14 protein-coding genes are annotated in these 17,469 nt (G+C 73.0%); 5 read left to right on the top strand and 9 right to left on the bottom strand.

Annotated elements, in window-relative coordinates; genetic code table 11:
* Positions 1 to 25: 25 nt before the first annotated feature.
* The gene (locus tag ACO229_RS04540; RefSeq protein ID WP_423463946.1) at positions 26 to 3,088 is read right to left on the bottom strand and encodes a LamG-like jellyroll fold domain-containing protein; all 3,063 of its coding nucleotides are present in this window, start codon (positions 3,086 to 3,088) and stop codon (positions 26 to 28) included.
* 268 nt (positions 3,089 to 3,356) lie between these two features.
* The gene (locus ACO229_RS04535) at positions 3,357 to 5,039 is read right to left on the bottom strand and encodes an HNH endonuclease (RefSeq protein WP_423463945.1); all 1,683 of its coding nucleotides are present in this window, start codon (positions 5,037 to 5,039) and stop codon (positions 3,357 to 3,359) included.
* A gap of 154 nt (positions 5,040 to 5,193) precedes the next feature.
* Here ACO229_RS04535 and ACO229_RS04530 point away from each other — a divergent pair, with 154 nt between their 5' ends.
* Together ACO229_RS04530 and ACO229_RS04525 are read left to right on the top strand one after the other, a co-directional pair.
* Positions 5,194 to 5,985 (top strand): GNAT family N-acetyltransferase, encoded by a 792-nt coding sequence (locus ACO229_RS04530; RefSeq protein ID WP_423463944.1) that lies wholly within the window; start codon positions 5,194 to 5,196, stop codon positions 5,983 to 5,985.
* Positions 5,982 to 6,524: an O-acetyl-ADP-ribose deacetylase gene (locus ACO229_RS04525; RefSeq protein ID WP_423463943.1), complete on the top strand. Its 543-nt coding sequence runs from the start codon at positions 5,982 to 5,984 to the stop codon at positions 6,522 to 6,524. Before ACO229_RS04530 ends, ACO229_RS04525 begins: the two co-directional genes overlap by 4 nt.
* A gap of 10 nt (positions 6,525 to 6,534) precedes the next feature.
* Here the strand turns inward: ACO229_RS04525 and ACO229_RS04520 are convergent, their stop codons facing one another.
* From ACO229_RS04520 to ACO229_RS04510, 3 genes are read right to left on the bottom strand one after another with little or no spacing between them, the layout of a single operon-like run.
* A complete protein-coding gene (locus ACO229_RS04520; protein ID WP_423463942.1) occupies positions 6,535 to 7,224 on the bottom strand; it encodes an HAD hydrolase-like protein in 690 nt (229 codons plus the stop codon).
* A gap of 20 nt (positions 7,225 to 7,244) precedes the next feature.
* Positions 7,245 to 8,867 carry a multicopper oxidase family protein gene (locus ACO229_RS04515; RefSeq protein WP_423463940.1) on the bottom strand — a complete coding sequence of 541 codons (1,623 nt, stop codon included), beginning with the start codon at positions 8,865 to 8,867 and terminating at the stop codon, positions 7,245 to 7,247.
* Entirely contained in the window at positions 8,864 to 9,295 is a 432-nt protein-coding gene (locus ACO229_RS04510; protein ID WP_423463939.1) for a hypothetical protein, read from the bottom strand. Before ACO229_RS04510 ends, ACO229_RS04515 begins: the two co-directional genes overlap by 4 nt.
* A 131-nt stretch (positions 9,296 to 9,426) precedes the next feature.
* Here ACO229_RS04510 and ACO229_RS04505 point away from each other — a divergent pair, with 131 nt between their 5' ends.
* Positions 9,427 to 10,560: a sensor histidine kinase gene (locus tag ACO229_RS04505; RefSeq protein WP_423463938.1), complete on the top strand. Its 1,134-nt coding sequence runs from the start codon at positions 9,427 to 9,429 to the stop codon at positions 10,558 to 10,560.
* Between the two features lie 5 nt (positions 10,561 to 10,565).
* Positions 10,566 to 11,222, top strand: coding sequence for a response regulator transcription factor (locus ACO229_RS04500; RefSeq protein ID WP_423463937.1), 657 nt, complete (start codon positions 10,566 to 10,568; stop codon positions 11,220 to 11,222).
* Between the two features lie 3 nt (positions 11,223 to 11,225).
* On the opposite strand, the gene fgd is transcribed toward ACO229_RS04500, so the two are convergent.
* The gene (gene fgd, locus ACO229_RS04495) at positions 11,226 to 12,227 is read right to left on the bottom strand and encodes a glucose-6-phosphate dehydrogenase (coenzyme-F420) (RefSeq protein ID WP_423463936.1); all 1,002 of its coding nucleotides are present in this window, start codon (positions 12,225 to 12,227) and stop codon (positions 11,226 to 11,228) included.
* Between the two features lie 67 nt (positions 12,228 to 12,294).
* A complete protein-coding gene (locus tag ACO229_RS04490) occupies positions 12,295 to 13,512 on the bottom strand; it encodes an MFS transporter (RefSeq protein WP_423463935.1) in 1,218 nt (405 codons plus the stop codon).
* An 83-nt stretch (positions 13,513 to 13,595) separates the two neighbouring features.
* On the opposite strand from ACO229_RS04490, the gene ACO229_RS04485 reads away from it, so the two are divergent.
* Entirely contained in the window at positions 13,596 to 14,486 is an 891-nt protein-coding gene (locus ACO229_RS04485) for a LysR family transcriptional regulator (protein WP_423463934.1), read from the top strand.
* Positions 14,487 to 14,494: 8 nt separating this feature from the next.
* On the opposite strand, the gene ACO229_RS04480 is transcribed toward ACO229_RS04485, so the two are convergent.
* A complete protein-coding gene (locus tag ACO229_RS04480; RefSeq protein ID WP_423463933.1) occupies positions 14,495 to 15,463 on the bottom strand; it encodes a hydroxymethylglutaryl-CoA lyase in 969 nt (322 codons plus the stop codon).
* Positions 15,456 to 17,465: a biotin carboxylase N-terminal domain-containing protein gene (locus ACO229_RS04475; protein WP_423463932.1), complete on the bottom strand. Its 2,010-nt coding sequence runs from the start codon at positions 17,463 to 17,465 to the stop codon at positions 15,456 to 15,458. The genes ACO229_RS04480 and ACO229_RS04475 overlap by 8 nt, the downstream gene beginning before the upstream one ends.
* Between the last annotated feature and the right edge of the window lie 4 nt (positions 17,466 to 17,469).

Genomic DNA, 17,469 nt, shown 5'->3' with positions numbered 1-17,469 from the left:
GTCCTCGCACGCCTCGTCACGGGTGTCACCAGTCCGAGCTCTCGACCGTGTCCTCGATGGTGGGGTCGATCGCAGCCGCACCCCGGGTGAAGTCCTTCGCGTCGGCGCCCTGGCACAACCGTCGGACCTTGTTCTCGGCCACCAGCTGGCCGTCGAAGACGCGCACGTTGTCGATGCGGCCCTGCCAGAACTTGTCCTGCACATCACGAACCAGGCTTCGCCCCGCCACGAACGGCCGGGTAGTGGCGAAGGACACCGCATCGGCTTCGGCCCGGTCGTACCGCTGCGGATCGGCCGGCTTCGGATCCTGAGGCGTCCCGATCTCGCACACCCACAGCGACACCTTCTTGGTCTTCGCGTCGAATGCCCCGGTCAGGTGGACCCACTGACCGGTGACGACGGGTGTCGTCGACATCACCCGATAGACGGTCGCCGTGCCGGAGTCGGTACCCGCGACATGGAAGTTGAAGCACCCGACGCCCATGGCGTGCTGCGAGCAGGGGAACGTTCCGAGCTGGAATGCCGACGTCGTCGACCCGTCCTGCGACAGGGCGGCATGCAGGTCCCGGGTGGCGCCGGGGTCGACCCACACGTGAGCGCTGACGACGAAGCTGCTGTTGGTGCTGACCACGCCCGCGGTGGTGAACAGACGATCGTCGACGCCGTCGAAGGCGACGGCATGGTCGCCGTCACGGGACCCGAACAGCTCGTGTGGACCGTCGACCCATCGTGGCAGCGCGCTGGTGCTCTCCGTCCCCCGGAACTCCAACGGTTGGGAACCCACCAGCCCGAGCGCCTCGCTCGCCGATGTGCCCGAGCCGTCATCGAGGCGCCACACCGCGGTCTCGCGCGGAGCGGCGACGTCGAACGTGTAGGTTGCGGCAGTCGACTCGTTGCCGGACTTGTCCCGCACCTTGGCATAGATCGTCACCGGCCCCTCCCTGCTCGGGACGAAGCTCACGACGATCTGTCCGCTGCTGTCCAGGGTCCACCGGTGGGGCAAGGACGGGTCGGCGAATCCGAACAACATCCGCTCCGCGTCCCAGGCACCGGTCGAGATCCGGAACTTTCCCCGCATCCCGATGCCGCCGTACTCCTTGGGACCGTCCGGATCGCGCTCCAGATAGACCGCTTCCACGCCCGACGTACTCATCGGTTCTGCGGTGATCTTGGGCGCACCAGGCGCCTCGTTGTCGATCATCATGGGGCACCATGACGACCACGGACCGCCGACGCCGTCCCGCACGGCCCGCATCCGCCAGGTGTACCGCTCGTTCGCCACCAGGTTGCTGCCGGGCCGGATCGTGTGCCGGGACCCGGACGACTTGAGGCTGGTCCAGTGCACGCTCACCGACCCGGTCGACACCCGCTTCACCTGGAAGTGACCCTGGACCGACTGCCCGTCCGGATCACGCAGCACGCCGGAGATCTGTGGCCTCAGCCACGCTGAGAAAGCGAGCCCGTCGGCGCACCACCACTCCGGGTAGTCCGAGCTCGTGAACGTCTTCGTGCCGGTGGGGGCCAGCGGCAGCTGGTCGTAGACAACGGAGAACGACGCCCCGAAGTCAGGGTTTCCCGCCCACTGGTTGCCGGCGTAGCGCTTCCAGTCGGTCATCGAGTCCTCGTTGACCTTCAGACCCAGCGTGAGCGACGTCCAGTTCGAGGAGGCGACCTTCTTGGCCGCGGCAGTCGACGAGAAGCCGATCGGCTGCTGGGACCCGCACTCATGCCACTTGTGCGCGGTGTCCCGGATCGCGATCGCGTTCGTCCACGACCCGCCTGAGCTCCAGCTCGTGGACGAGCTGATCTCGTTCGAGCCGATCAGGTACAGCGCCGTCTTGCGCGCCTGGCAGTCGAAGGCCCACGACCCGAAGACGTTGAACTCTGCGGACTTGATCTCGCTCGCGTCCAGACCAGCAACCTTGCCGAGATTGTTGAACTCGTACAGCACCCGGTGCTTCGACGTGCGCTCGCACGGGAACCCGTAGGGGTTGTAGTAGTCGCACAGACCCGTGCCGTGGTCCTTGTTCGGCTCGTCGGCGAACTTGTAGCCGGAGGAGGAGTCCGGCCACGCACTCTTGATACCGGTGAACTCGTGCAGGGAGCCACTTGCTCCGGGGTCCAGGAAGAGGGGGAACTGGGTGTCCGGGTCCGAGGCGACCGCGGCGAGGTCGGGATCGAGCCGCAGGACGCCGGCCGAAGGTCCGGACTCGCCGTTGCCCTCGGGCTGCAGGTCGGCGGGAACCTCCACGAGACCCTGGCGGGACTGTGGGCCCTCGATCAGGTCCGGCTGCTCCTGTTCGACGGCATGGGCGTCTCCCGCGACGCGGGAGCCGAACAAGGCGGTGGGCTGTACCGGCGCGGAGTCGATCACGCGGGCGTCCCACAGCAACGGCGTCGGTGAGCGGAAGACCTCAGTGCCCTCGTCGTCGGTGGCGACGAACCCGCCGCCCGACTGCCCCAGCTCCAGGCCGTCCGACACCTCCACCGGGAACTCGAGGCCCTGCAAGGCGGGATTGGCAGCCGCTTCTGCCGTCCGCACACGGATGACCTCGCGCCAGCCGGTCCCGTCCGAGTCCACGGTCACGACCAGGTCGATGTCCTCGTCCCCGAGGATGCCCGGGTAGGTCACGCGGTCGCCCTCGACCACGGGTTCGGTCAGCTCGAAAGGGACGTCGAACGAGAGCGTCTCACCCTCCATCGACTCGATCACAGCCAACGGTTCGGCCGAGCTGCCGTCGCTGAACGACATCGGCAGGGCCGGTGCCGCAACCTCCAGGCGTCCGTCAGGGCCGGCGGTCGGCTCGATCGTGGTGTCGATCGTCCCCCACACGCCGTCACCGTCGCTGTCCTGCCTACCGGCGGACGTCCGCGTCGACCACTCGAGACGTCCGTACTCCGGCAACGCGGCCACCTGCTCGAACGGCGTGTACGACTCGACCGCGAAGACCTTCTGGTCACATCGGGCCGCGACCTCGGTGGCCTCGGCGATCGTCGGAACCTCCGTCGGGCACTCGTCCGTCACGGCCGCTGCGCCGTCCGCGCCCATTGCGCTGATCAGACCGTCCTCGATGTCCGTCGTCGCCACGGCGGCACCACCGGCAACGAGAGTGAGCGCCGTCAGTCCGGCGACGACACGCCCGCGCCCACGCGACATCGCCGCCACAGCGCCCCGCCAACCCCCGGCCCGAAGGTCCTCAGTCACCCTCAACGCAAGCTCCCTCACACGATGGATGGCCACAAGGCCACCAAGTCCGGAGCGAGGCTACTGTCCAGTTTCCTTACTAATGACGCGTTTGGGGTGAAACCCGGGGGTGATCTTGTGACAGCGGAGCCGTGATCTGCGCTCCCGCCGTTCAAAACGGCAGGGCGGCGGGCTTCGCACCTGACCTCACGCCCCGCTCCTCTCCCTCGGAAGCACCCCCTGACTCCCACGACAGCCGGGCACCGGTCGGACGCCTCCCCCTGAGCGACCGCAGCGTCAGGTCGTAGCTGGTGTCGGCATCGACCGCACCCGTGGCCACCAGCTCAGGGATCCCGATGTGCGTGTCCAGCACTGTCGGCGGGCGCGCGTGCACCCGTCCCGCGGGCGCGATCCAGGTCGTGACGCCGCTGTCCGGGTCTCTGACGACGTCCCAGCCACCGTGCGTCTTGAGCAGGTGATGCCGTCGGCACAAGGGGTGGAGGTTGTCGGCCCGCGTCTGCCCCCGCGTCCCCGGCGGTCGTGCCGCACCGTCGAGGCCGTGGTCGAAGGGGACGATGTGGTCCAGGTCGCTCCGGTCTGCCGACCGTTCACAGTGTGGGAACGTGCAGGTCTGGTCGCGGGCGACCACGGCCTGCCGCAGGACCGTGCCCGGGCGGTAGGACGTCGTCGAGTAGTCAGTCAGCACGCCGGTGGCCGGGTCGGTGACCAGGCGCTGCCAGGTGGCGTCCGTGGCGATCCGCGCCGCCTGGTCCGCAGTGACGGCGCCAAAGCCGTCCAGGTCACCGGGTGCGTCGTCGGTACCCAGCAGAGCGGTGGCCGGGACGGTCACCCGGACCACGGGTCGCGTGGGCGCCACGCGCACGACGGTGCGCTGCACCGGGGCACGGCCGCCGCATGTGCACACGTCAGCGGCGGACTGGTCCGTCGCGGCACCCTCGGCGCGGCTGCCGTCGTCGTCGGTCTGGCCGGACGTCCGCAGCCGGCCCGTGACGATTCCTGTCAGGCAGTCGGCCCGCAGCTGTCCGAGGTCGCGCTCCTCGCCGGGCGTCCGTCGCAGCTGATGAGCCAGGTCGTCCACGACGCCCCACACCGCCGCCGCGTCGACGGCGGGTAGATAGGCCGACAGCCAGGCCATGTCGTTGTCCGCCCGGTCCACCTGCACCGAGCGTCGCTCCGCCGCCGCCTTGGCCGCCTGGTCCGCGCCGTGCCGCGACTTGGCGAACGCCAGCAGCTTGGACCGCAGCCAGCGCCAGGTCCGGTGCGGTGCCTGAGGCATGTACCGGGCGATCGCCTCGGCCCGCTCCTCCGTGGTGAGCTGTGCGGCCGATCGCAGCAAGGTGTGTGCCTTCCTGACGTCGATCCGCCCAGCGGTCAGCGCTCTGATCACCACGGGGTGATCCACCCCGGACTCGGCGCGCACGACGACGTCCGACGCCTCCGTCCCGGTCACCACCAGCTCGGTACCCACCTGCGCGACCAGCGAGCTGTGCGCCAGCGGGCTGGTCTCCCGGCCTGCGCGTTCGCCGACCACACGAGCCTGGAGGCCTGCTGCCCACGACTGCAGGCGCCCGCACGCGGCCATCAGGTCGCCCAGCGCCTCCTCGGGCAGATCGGCGAGCAGCTCGGCGTGGTGATCGGTCGCTTCCGCGACCACCCGCGCCAGCTCGGCACCCACGGTGCCGGCCAGCGCGGCACGCAGCTGGTCCACGGACCAGAGGGCGACCGGCAGGGCATCCGGCGGCCACACCTGCCCGCGGCCTCCGCCTGACGACGCCGAGGGCTCGTCGTCCACGAGCACGCGACCCACATCCCGGTACTTCCGACCGTCATCCATGCCGCCACCACCCTTGGCCATATCGTTCGAGAAGATCTCATTGCTACGGACGTTTGTTCGACTCTAGCCCCTGCCACCCACGTTCGCAGGCCTGGCAACCGGCCCTGTGGATATCGCTCGGTACATGTCGGTGAGCGGTGGTTGACTCCCTCCCATGAACGACGACCAGCCCTACGAGTTCTCCGCCGACCCCGCCCGCATCGACGCCGCCCGCGTGCACGACCTCATCTCCCGGCACACCTACTGGGCCAAGGATCGCCCGCGCCACGTGATGGACGCCGCCATCGCCGGATCCCGTCCCTACGGCGTCTACCGACGCTCGACGGGCGAGCAGGTGGGGTTCGCGCGCATCGTGACCGACGGCGCGACGTTCGCCTGGCTGGCCGACGTGATCGTCGACCCGGACCTGCGCGGCGAGGGCATCGGGAAGCTCTTGGTGGCGGGCGTGGTGGCGGACGTCGAACCGCTCGGCCTGCGCCGGATCCTGCTGGCGACAGCCGATGCCCACGGCCTCTACGAGCGGTACGGGTGGCGGCCGATCAGCGACGACTTCACATGGATGGAGCGCCCCGGGACCGGCACGGGACCGCAGGCAGGCGGCCAGGACGCCCCGACAGACCGGGCGCACGGCCCAGGTCTGGACGGCCCAGGTCTGGACGGCCCAGGTCTGGACGGCCCAGGTCTGGACGGCCCAGGTCTGGACGGCCCAGGTCTGGACGGCCCAGGTCTGGACGGCCCAGGTCTGGACGGCCCAGGTCTGGACGGCCCAGGTCTGGACGGGCCAGGTGCGAACAGCCCAGGTCCGGACGCGCCAGGCGCGGGCACGCCACGTTCCGACGCACCACGTTCGGACGCACCACGTTCGGACGCACCACGTTCGGACGCACCGCCCACGGACGCGCCGCACCCTGGCGAGCCCCGTGCCGACCAGGGAAGCGCCACATGAGCGCCCTCACGGTAGAGATCGGTGACCTGACCCGCATCGAGGCCGACGCCGTGGTCAACGCCGCGAACTCGACGCTGCTCGGCGGTGGCGGGGTCGACGGCGCCCTGCACGCCGCCGCCGGGCCACGTCTGCTGGAGGCCTGCCGCCGCCTGCGCAGCACGACCCACCGCGACGGCCTGGCGGTCGGTGACGCCGTGGCGACGCCGGCGTTCGACCTGCCCTCCTCCTGGGTGATCCATACGGTCGGACCGAATCTGCACCGTGGTCAGGACGACCCCACGCTGCTCGCGTCGTGCTTCGCCCGGTCGCTCGACATCGCCGCCCGGCTCGACGTGCGGTCGATCGCGTTCCCCGCCATCAGTGCGGGCGCCTACGGCTGGCCCATGGCTGACGTCGCGCGGATCGCCGTGGGAACCTGTCGAACCTGGCTGGCGGGGCACCCCGACGGCAGCCCTGAGCAGGTGCGGTTCGTGGTGCTGGACGACCGGCCGCGGGAGGTGTTCGACATCGCGCTGCGGAGCGCGGGCCCGACACCCTGACGAGCGACCCTCAGCTCACGAGCAGCTTGCCGAGCTCCGTGGGGCGCGTAGCCACTGCGACGGCCCCGGCGGCGTCCAGCTCACCGGGCGCCCCGTAGCCCCAGGCCACACCGACGGTCGGGACGCCGTGGTGGGCGGCGGCGTGCACGTCGTGCTCGCGGTCGCCCACCATGACGACCTCCCCCGGGTCGGCGCCGAGCGCGACGGCGTGGGCGAGCGCGTGCTCCACGACGATCTCCTTGCCCTGGACCTCGCCGACGGCCTCGGGGTCCGCGCCGTGCACGCCGTCGAGCCCGCCGGCCAGGGAGGCGTCCAGGCCGAAGTGCTCCACGATCTGCCGCGCGTAGTGCTCCGGCTTGGCCGTCGCGACCAGGAGCGTCACACCGGCCTCGCGCAGCTCCGCGAGCGCCTCGGGGATGCCCGGGAACACGGAGTTGTCGAACATGCCGCGCGCCTCGAAGTCCCGCCGGTAGGCGGCGATGGCGGTCGCGGCGTCGGCGTCGGACAGGCCGATGCCGGCCATGCTCGCGCCCAGCGGCGGGCCGACGAAGGTGCGCAGCACCTCGTCCGAGGGGACCGCGAAGCCCGCGTCGGCCAGGCCGGCGCGCAGGGACGACACGATGCCGGGCGCGGAGTCGGTGAGGGTGCCGTCGAGGTCGAGCAGGACGTGGGTGGTGCGGGAGGGGAGGGAGAGAGTCACGGTACGAGCGTCGCACAGGTTCAGTGGTGCCCCTGGTGGGCGTCCGCGTCCGGGACGTACCGGGGCCCTGTCCCGGACGCAGGCGCGACCGTCCGGTCGGCACTGCCGTCAGCGCCGCCCCCGTCATGCCCCGCCGTATCGTGCCCCGCACCCGCGTGCCCCGGCGACCCGGCCTCCTGCCCCGGCCGCACCACGACGAGCTGCCCCATCATGCCGCCGTCCTCGTGCATGAGCATGTGGCAGTGGTACATGTACGGCACGTCCGGGTCGCTGTAGTCGTCGAACCGCATCAGGAGCCGGTAGTCGCGGCCGGGCTCCAGGTAGATCGTGTCCTTGCGGCCCGCGAGCTCCGGCGGCGGGGCCTGGCCGTCGATGCTCAGCACGCGGAACTGTACGTCGTGCACGTGGAAGCTGTGCGGCATGGGCACGGTGCTGCGCACCTCCCAGACCTCGGTGGCGCCCACGGTGGCCACCTCGTCGATGCGGCTCATGTCCATGGTCCGCCCGTTGATCCGCCGGTCGTCGAGATCGAACTCGCGAGTGACGGAGACGTCGGACTCCCGCAATGCGTCGGCGGCGGCGTGGACCGAGGGGTCCCAGGCGGGTTCGGGCGACGGCGCCAGCCGGTCGGCCGCCCGCAGCTCCAGGACGTCGAAGTCGTCGTTGCCGCCCATCGCGAACGGGACGACGATGCCGCCGAGGTCGGCCTCGAACGAGTGCAGGCGGGTGGTGTCGCCGGGCTCCATCCGGACGACGACCTCGGCGCGCTCGCCGGGCGCGAGCCGCACCTGCTCGAGCCGGACGGGGGCGTCGAGGAGCCCGCCGTCGGTGGCGACCAGGTCCATCTCCCGGTCGGCGAAGCCGAGCTGGTAGGTGCGGGCGGTCGACCCGTTGAGCAGGCGCAGGCGCACGGCCTCGGTCGTGACCTCGTGGTACGCCCCCACCGTCCCGTTGGCCAGCACCGTGCCGCCGAGCGTGCCCGGCTCGCTGCCGTCGTCCGACAGCTCGAGCTGGCCGGCGTCGTCGAGCACCTTGTCCTGCACGACGACGGGCACGTCGTCGACACCGTAGTCCTGCGGCAGGTCGGCGGCGCGGGAGGCGTCGTCGTCGAGCAGGAACATGCCCGCCAGGCCGCGGTAGACGTGCTTCTCCGTGGCGCCGTGGGGGTGCGGGTGGTACCAGAGGGTGGCGGCGGGCTGGTCGATCTGCCAGGTGGGCCGCCAGCTCTCGCCCGGCTCGACCTCCTGGTGCGGGCCGCCGTCCATGGCCGCGGGCAGGTGCATGCCGTGCCAGTGGACGCTGGTGGGCTCGTCGAGGTCGTTGGTGACCTCGACGGCGACACGCTCGCCGCGCTCGGCGCGCAGGGTCGGGCCGAGGTAGGGGCCGTCGAAGCCCCAGGTGCGCGTCTCGACCCCGGGCAGGAACTCGGTGGTGCCCTCCTGCGCGGTCAGGGAGAAGACGCGCGTGCCGTCCACGACGTGCGACGGTGCCAGGGGCGGGATCGCGAGCTCGTTCGTGAACTCCACCTCGTCGACGGGGGTGACCGAGCCGGGCACCAGCGCGCAGCCCGCGAGCCCGAGCAGCAGGGCCAGCGCGCCCGCGGAGACGGAGCCGACGACGTGGCCCGGGGCGACGCGCCTCATCGGCCGGCCCCGCGCAGCCGCTGCACGCCCGCTGCCACGACGCCCGCCAGGGCGCCCCACATCGCGTCGAACGCCAGGGCCGGGATCAGGGTCCACGCCGGGCCGTCGCCGGGGCCGCCGAACCCCGACAGCACCGGGACGAGGAGTCCGATCGTGTGGGCGACCAGCCCGTAGGCCAGGCCGGTCAGGGTCAGGGTGAGCACGGGGCGGGGCACGCGGCCCAGTCCGACGACGCCGATCCAGACGGCGGCGGTGATGCCGATGATCGCCAGCGCGCGGGGTGCGCCGGTACCGAGCGCGCCGGTCAGGCCGGTCAGCGGCCAGAGCAGCGCCAGCGCGGACAGGCCCGCGACGAGGCTCCACGGGACGGGGACGGGGACAGCCGCGGGCCCCGGCGTCGGCCGGGCGGGAGGCTGTGGTGAGGTCATGCCCCGACGGTGCCCGCCGGACGCGCTCGGCCACATCGGCCCGGGATCGTCTCCTGGTGTCGCCTGGGAGCGACACCAACCCTGGACCCTGGTCTGATGCCTCAGGGTCGGGCCGTCCGTAGGGTGTCGGTGTGCCCGAGAAGAGCGAGGTCCCGTACGTCGTGGACCCACGTGTCACCGACGTCGTCCTGGCGATCGCGATGGCCCTGGTGGTCGCCGTGGTCATCGCCGCCGACCCCGACGCGACCCACCATGCCGGGCCCGGCGCCTACCTGTTCGCGGCGGGGTTCGGGGCGCTGGTGCTGCTGCGACGGCGGCTGCCGCGCACCGTGCTCGTGGTCACCGTGCTCGCGGTGTTCGTCTACTACACGTTCCAGTTCGCGCCGATCGGCATGGCGCTGCCCGCGATCGCGGCCCTCTACTCGGCCGCGGAGATGGGCCGGACCGGCTGGGCGGTCGGCGGGGGCGCCGTCCTGGTCGCGGTCGCCACCTACTACCGGGTGACGGGCACGGCCGAGGAGTACCTGACGCCGTACGACCTGGTCACGAACCTCGCGCTGGTCGCGGCGGCGATCGCGCTGGGCGTCGCCGTGCGGTTGTCCCGGGAGGCCCGGGTGCACCAGGCGCACGCCGCCGAGCAGCGGCTGCAGGCCGAGCGGCTGCGCATCGCCCGGGACCTGCACGACGTCGTGGGGCACAACCTGTCCGTGATCGCCCTGCACTCGGGCGTCGCGGCCGAGGCGGTGGGCCGGGACGACGACGCGGCCCGGGGCGCCCTGGAGCACGTGCGGCAGGCGACGTCGGGCACGCTGCACGAGCTGCGCTCCACGGTCCGGGTGCTGCGCCGCCCTCTGGACATGGCGGACGGCGCGCCCGCACCCACCGGCCTGGCCGGTGTCGGCGCCCTCGCGGCGTCCGCCCGCGCCACCGGCCTGCACGTGGACACCGACATCGACGTACCCGACGGCGTCCTGGACGGCGCGATCGACGCCGCCGCCCACCGGATCGTGCAGGAGTCCCTGACCAACGTGCTGCGGCACGCCGCCGCCACCCGCGTCACGGTGTCCGCCCGGATCGACGGCGACCGCCTCACGATCAACGTGTCCGACGACGGGCGTGGGTCCGGTCCGGGCCTGGTGCCCGGCTCGGGGATCTCCGGGATGCGCGAGCGTGCCTCGCTGCTCGGCGGCACCCTGACCACGGGCGACGCCCCGGGCGGCGGGTTCGTCGTCGCCGTCGTCCTGCCCCTGCGTCTGGCAGGGTGAGCGTCGTGATCCGCATCGTGCTGGTGGACGACCAGGAGCTCGTGCGCGCGGGCCTGCGCGCCCTGGCGGAGAGCGACGGCGACATCGCCGTCGTCGGCGAGGCATCCGACGGGCGCACGGGTGTGTCACGGGTACGCGAGCTGCGACCCGACGTCGTGCTCATGGACATCCGGATGCCGGTCCTGGACGGCCTGTCCGCGACGCGCGAGATCGTGGCCGACCCGGCGCTGGCGGGCACCCGCGTGCTGGTGCTGACCACGTTCGACGAGGACGAGCACGTGTTCGACGCCGTCCGGTCGGGCGCGGCCGGCTACCTGCTCAAGGACGTGGCCCCGGCCGAGCTGCGCCGCGCCGTCCGCGTGGTGGCGGCGGGAGACGCGCTGCTCGACCCCGCCGTGACGGCCACCGTGCTGCGCGCCGTCGCGGCCGGTCCCGCGCCCCGGACCGGCGTCGACGACCGGCTCGCGGGGCTCACGGAGCGCGAGCGCGAGGTGCTGCAGCAGCTCGGCCGCGGGCTCACCAACGACGAGATCGCCGCCGCGCTCTACCTCAGCCCGGCCACCGCGCGCACCTACGTGAGCCGGCTGCTGGCCAAGCTCGGCGCGCGGGACCGGGCGGCGCTGGTGATCCTCGCGTACGAGACGGGGCTGGTCAGCCCCTGAGGATCACAGCTCCCGCAGGCGCGGCAGCACGTCCTCGCCGAACTGGGTCAGGAACCGCTCCTGGTCGTGCCCCGGCCCGTGGACCACGAGGTGGTTCAGCCCGGCATCGACGTAGGGCTTGATCATCGCGACGGCCTCCTCCGGGTCGGACGCCACGATCCAGCGCTTGGCGACCTGCTCGATCGGCAGCTCGTCCGCGAGCTGTTCCATCTCGGTGGCCGAGGTGACGCTGTGCTTCTGCTCCGGCGTGAGCGAGAGCGGGGCCCAGAACCGCGTGTTCTCCAGCGCGGCGGTGGCGTCGCGGTCGTAGGAGATCTTGATCTCGATCATCTTGTCGATGCCGGCGGCGTCGCGCTCCGCCTTGGCGGCGCCCTCGGCGACCGCGGGCAGCAGCTTCTCCGTGTACAGGTCCATGCCCTTGCCGGACGTGCAGATGAAGCCGTCGCCGGCGCGGCCCGCGTACTTGGCCACCAGCGGCCCGCCGGCCGCGATGTACACGGGCACCGGGTTCTCGGGCCGGTCGTAGATGTTGGCGCCGACCAGCTCGTAGTAGTCGCCCTTGAAGTCGACGGAGTCCTGCGTCCACAGGGCCCGCATGAGCTGCACGGCCTCGCGCAGGCGCGCGAACCGCTCCTTGAACTCGGGCCACTCCATGCCGGAGACGGCCGTCTCGTTGAGCGCCTCGCCCGTGCCGACACCGAGGATGACGCGGTGCTCGGTGAGCAGGGCGAGCGTCGCGAACTGCTGCGCGATCACCGCGGGGTTGTACCGGAACGTGGGGGTGAGCACGCTCGTGCCGAGCTGGATGCGCTTGGTGCGCTCCCCCGCCGCAGCGAGCCAGACGAGGGCCGACGGCGCGTGACCCCCCTCGTGCCGCCACGGCAGGAAGTGGTCGGAGACCATCGCACTGTCCAGTCCCACCTCCTCGGCACGGACGGCGAGCTCGACCAGCTCGCGGGGCCCGAACTGCTCGGCGGACGCCTTGTACCCGATCTTCAGAGTCACAGCAGTGACCCTACGCTCGATCGCCGGTCCGTGAGCGGTAGCGTCGCGCACATCACATCCGGCCTGGTCAGCCCCGCCGCATCGCCCACGCGGCCCACCCGCCGGCCACGGCCACGAGCACCACGAACGCGCCGAGCACAGCCGGCGCCGGAAGGTACGCCAGACCCACGCCGACGGCCAGCACGGGCACCACCAGGCCCGCGTAGGCCACCAGGAAGACGAGCGCCAGCGCCTCGGCCCGCTCCTGGGGCGGCACCAGGGCCGCCGTGCGCCCCAGCGCCGTGCGGAAGAGCAGACCGGCGCCACCGCCGGCCAGCAGGCCACCCGCCACGAAGAGCCACGTGGACGCCAGCACGACGCCGCCGAACAGCGCCGCCGGGCCCGCGACCATCAGCACCCCCGCGGCGGTGAGCTGGGCGCGCGGGGCGACCCGCGCCGCGACCGACTGACCGAACGCGCCCGCCAGGAACGGCGTCGCCGCGACGACACCCGCCACGACCAGCGACGACTGCCCCAGCTCGTCGCGCACGAAGGACGCGGCCACCGAGCTGAACAGCCCGAAGACGGCGAACGCCGTGAAGGCGCCGACACCGCCCGCCGCGAACCGGCCGCGCAGCTCGCCGCCGACCGCGACCCGCTGCGGCCGGTAGGGGCGCAGTCCCGGCCGGTGCAGCACGGTCTCCGGCACCAGGAGGGTGGCGACCAGGAGCACGACGAGCACCCCGGCGAACACCGCGTACGGCGTGGTCAGCGGGTGCGCGGACCGTTCTGCCAGCAACCCGGACAGCACCGGGCCCAGCCCGAGCCCGCCCAGGTTCGCCACGGTCGCGACGACGGCGGCCCGCGCCGGCGCCGGCCGGGACCGGGCACCGTCCAGCTCGGCGAGGTAGGCGGTCGCCGTGGCAGTCAGCGCACCGATGCCGACGCCGGACACGACCCGGGCCACGAGCATCCCGGGCAGGTCGTCCCGCACGAGGAAGATCACGGCCGCCAGGATCTCCAGCACCGCCGCGAGCAGCACCAGCGGACGGCGGCCCACCCGGTCGCTCAGGTGGCCCACGAGGAACAGGCTCGCGACCACACCCACGGCGTACGCGGCGAAGATCACCGTGACCGTGAACGGACCGTAGCCGTCCCGCACCACGTAGAGCGGGTAGAGCGGCGTCGGCACGGTGGAGAACGCCATGAGGAGCAGGAAGGTCAGGCCGATGACCCAGAACCCCGCGCCGTGGCGACGCGGGCCGGCGACGGAGGGAGTGCGGGTGGGTGCGGTGGAGATGGTCACCCCAGCAGTCTGCGCCCGGACATTCATCAGGACAAGCGAATCATTCTGATCAGATCTATCGCAGATGCAGATAAACTGGCCGGATGGACACCCGGCACCTGGACTACTTCATCGCCGTCGCGGAGGAGGGCAGCTTCACGCGCGCCGCCCACCGTCTGCAGACCGTCCAGTCGGCGGTCTCCGCGGGCGTGCGCACGCTGGAGCGCGAGGTCCGGGCCACGCTCTTCGTCCGGTCCACCCGCCGCGTCGAGCTGTCCGACGCCGGACGCGCCCTGCTGCCCGAGGCGCGCGCCGCCGTCGAGTCGGTCGACCGCGTCTTCGACGTCGTGGCCGCCGCCGAGAGCGGACTGACCGGCCGGCTACGGCTCGGGGTCTTCGCCAACTCCGACATGCTCGACATCCCGGCGCTCGCCGGACGGTTCCACCGCCTCTACCCCGGCGTCGCGCTCAGCGTCGTCGCCTCCCCCACCGGCTCCACGGGCCTGGTCGACGACGTCCGGGCCGGCCGGCTCGACCTCGCGATCACCGGGCTGCCCGCCGGCGACCTGACCGGCCTGCGCGCGCACGAGCTGCTGGCCGACGAGTTCGTCGCCGTCGTCCCCGAGGGCCACGAGCTCGCCGGGCGCACCGTGGTCACGCTCGACGAGCTGGTGGCCGAGCCGTTCGTCGACGGCCCGCCCGGGTTCGGCAACCGCGTGATCATCGAGCGCGAGCTCGCGACCCGCGGCCTGCGCCGCTCGATCGTGGTGGAGAGCCCCGACATGAGCCTCGTGTCGCAGTTCGTCGCCGCCGGGCTCGGCGTCGCGGCGCTGCCCCGCCTGGTCCTGCGCCCCGTACCGGGTGCGGTGATCCGGCCGCTGGACGTGTCCGTCCCGTTCTCGATGCGGTCCGTGAGCCGGCCGCGCACCACCCGCCCCGTCGAGGCCGCACTGGCGTTGCTGCGCGGCCTGCCGGTCCGGGCGCTGACGGCCTGAGCGATCCGCTAGGCCCCCCGCAGCGCCCGGTACACCCGGCCGGTCAGCTCGTGGTCCAGGCGCGGCTCCAGCCAGGCGCTCGCCTCCACGAGCCGCGGCAACGACACCCCCGTGGTGATCCCCAGGCCGTCCAGCATCCACACCAGGTCCTCCGTGGCGAGGTTCCCCGTGGCCGACTCGGCGTACGGGCAGCCGCCGAGGCCGCCCGCCGACGTGTCGAACGTCGTGACCCCGTGGCGCAGCGCGGCCGCGACGTTGGCCAGGGCCTGCCCGTACGTGTCATGGGCGTGCAGGGCGAGCACGTCGTCGGGCAGGCCCGCCGCGTTGAGCGCGTCCAGGAGCGCGACCACGTGCCCCGGCGTGCCGACGCCGATCGTGTCGCCCAGGGAGAGCTGCTCGGCCCCCAGGTCCATCAGGCGCCGGCCGGCCGCCACCACCTGGGCGACCGGCACGTCCCCCTCCCACGGGTCGCCGAAGCACATGGACACGTACGCGCGCACCCGCATCCCCGCCGCCCGCGCCCGGGCCACGACCGGCTCGAACATCGCGTACTGGTCGTCCAGGGACCGGTTCAGGTTGCGGCGCGCGAACGTCTCCGTGGCGCTGGCGAACACGGCGACGTGCCGCAGCCCCAGGTCCAGGGCCCGGTCGAGGCCCCGCTCGTTGGGCACGAGCACCGGCAGGTCGCGGGCCCGGTCGCCGAGCCGGTCCAGCAGCGCCCCGAGCACCTGCTCGGCGTCGGCGAGCTGCGGCACCCAGCGCGGGTGCACCAGGCTCGTGGCCTCCACGACCGGCAGCCCGGCGTCCAGCAGCCGCTCGACGAGCTCCACCTTGACCGCGGCCGGGACCACCGCGTCCTCGTTCTGGAGCCCGTCGCGCGGGCCCACCTCGTAGACGGTGACATGTTGGGGCAGCGCCGGGTCGCGGACCATCTGGGGCCGCCGCGCTCCGGACCCCGTCGTCGCGTGCTCAGTCATCGCCCGCTCCCGTGCTCACTGCGCCCGGCGCCCCGTCGTCAGCACCGGTCGTCACCTCGAACAGCACCTGCCGCGCCGCGACCTGCTCCCCCGCGGCCGCCCGCACCCGCACCACGCCGTCCGCGGGTGCCACGAGCGCCACCTCCATCTTCATCGCCTCCAGCACACCCAGCGCCTGCCCGGCGGTCACCGCCTCGCCGTCGCGCACCTCGACACGGGCCAGCGAGCCCGGCATCACCGCGACCACCACGCCGTCGGACAGCTCGGCCCGCGCCGGGCGTGCGGCGCCGGGACGCACGAACCGGAACGTCTGCCCGCGCGTCACGACCTCGACGGACCACGGCCGTACGTCCACCTCGAACCGGGCCGTGACGCCGTCGATCTCCAGCAGCCCGTCACCCGCCGCGCGGCACGACGTCGGCGGCTCACCCGCGCGCCGCACCTCGCCGCGGGCGACGCTCACCCGGAGCACCTCCTCGTCCAGCTCGACCCACGTGTCGGCGGGCGGACCACCGAGCCGCCAGCCGTCCCCGCCGTCGCGCGCCGCGGCGGCGGCCACGGCCCAGGCCGCCGCGACGAGCGCGGGCACCGGGTCCGGCGCGGGCAGCGCGTGCGTGTCCAGCCACGCGGTGTGCACCTCGCCGTCGCGGAACGCGGCCGAGTCCGCAAGCGCCCGCACGAACCCGGTGTTGGTGACCAGCCCGCCGATCGCCGTGGCGTCGAGGGCGTCGACGAGGGCGTTGCGGGCGGTCTCGCGGTCGGGGCCGTGGGTGATGATCTTGGCGACCATGGGGTCGTAGGCGGCGGGCACGACGCTGCCGTCCTCGATGCCGGCCTCGACGCGGGCATGCCCGGGCCAGCGCACGCGGGTGGCGGTCCCGGCCTGGGGCAGGAACCCGCCGAAGGCGTCCTCGGCGTAGATCCGGGCCTCGATCGCGTGGCCGGTGACGGCGACGTCGTCCTGGGTGAAGCCGAGCTCCAGCCCGGCGGCGACGCGCAGCTGCTGCTCGACGAGGTCGATGCGCTGTCCGCGGACGGTGACGACCTCCTCGGTGACGGGGTGCTCGACCTGGAGGCGGGTGTTCATCTCGAGGAACCAGGCGCCTACGCTGTTCGGGCCGCCCACCGAGCGGCGCCAGTCCCGCGGGTCGACCGCGGAGGCGGAGAATCCGTCCTCGACCAGGAACTCGGCCGTGCCCGCGCCGGTGTACCCGACCTCGCGGGCCAGGTTCACCGCCCACGTGTGCAACCAGCCGCGCAGCACCGGGTCGAGGTCGGGCGCGGGCGCCTCCTCCAGCACCTTCTGGTGCCGCCGCTGGGCGGAGCAGTCGCGCTCGTGCAGGTGCAGGACGTTGCCGTGCTGGTCGGCGAGGATCTGCACCTCGATGTGTCGGCCGCGCTCGACGTACCGCTCCAGGATCACGGTGTCGTCACCGAACGCGGCGGCGGCCTCCCGGCGGGCGGCGGCAACAGCGGAAGCCAGCTCGTCCGGACCGCGGACGATCCGCATCCCCTTGCCTCCACCTCCGGCGGCAGCCTTGACCAGGAGGGGATAGACGAGGTTTCCCGCGACGGCGAACCCGTCCTTGCCGAGGAACATCGGCATCTCGCGGAGCACCGGCACCCCCGCCTTCTCTGCGATGGCGCGGGCCGTGTCCTTGCGCGCCATCGCGTCCATCGCCCCGGGCGGCGGCCCCACCCACGTCAGCCCGGCGCCGACGACGGCGCGTGCGAAGTCGGCCTGCTCGGACAGGAACCCGTAGCCGGGGTGCACGGCGTCGGCCCCGGACTCCTTGACGGCGGCGAGCAGGGCGGGGATCGACAGGTAGGACTCGGCGGCGGGCGTCGGACCGAGGCGGACGGCGACGTCGGCGGCCCGGGTGTGCGGGGCGCCGGTGTCGGCGTCGGAGTGGACGGCCACGGTGCGCAGGCCGAGGCGGCGGGCGGTGCGGATGATCCGCAGGGCGATCTCGCCACGGTTGGCGACCAGCAGGGTGCGCATCGTC

The sequence above is a fragment of the Promicromonospora sp. MS192 genome, assembly GCF_049532985.1.
Lineage (GTDB): Bacteria > Actinomycetota > Actinomycetes > Actinomycetales > Cellulomonadaceae > Promicromonospora.
This window is presented reverse-complemented; position numbering and strand designations above follow the sequence as displayed.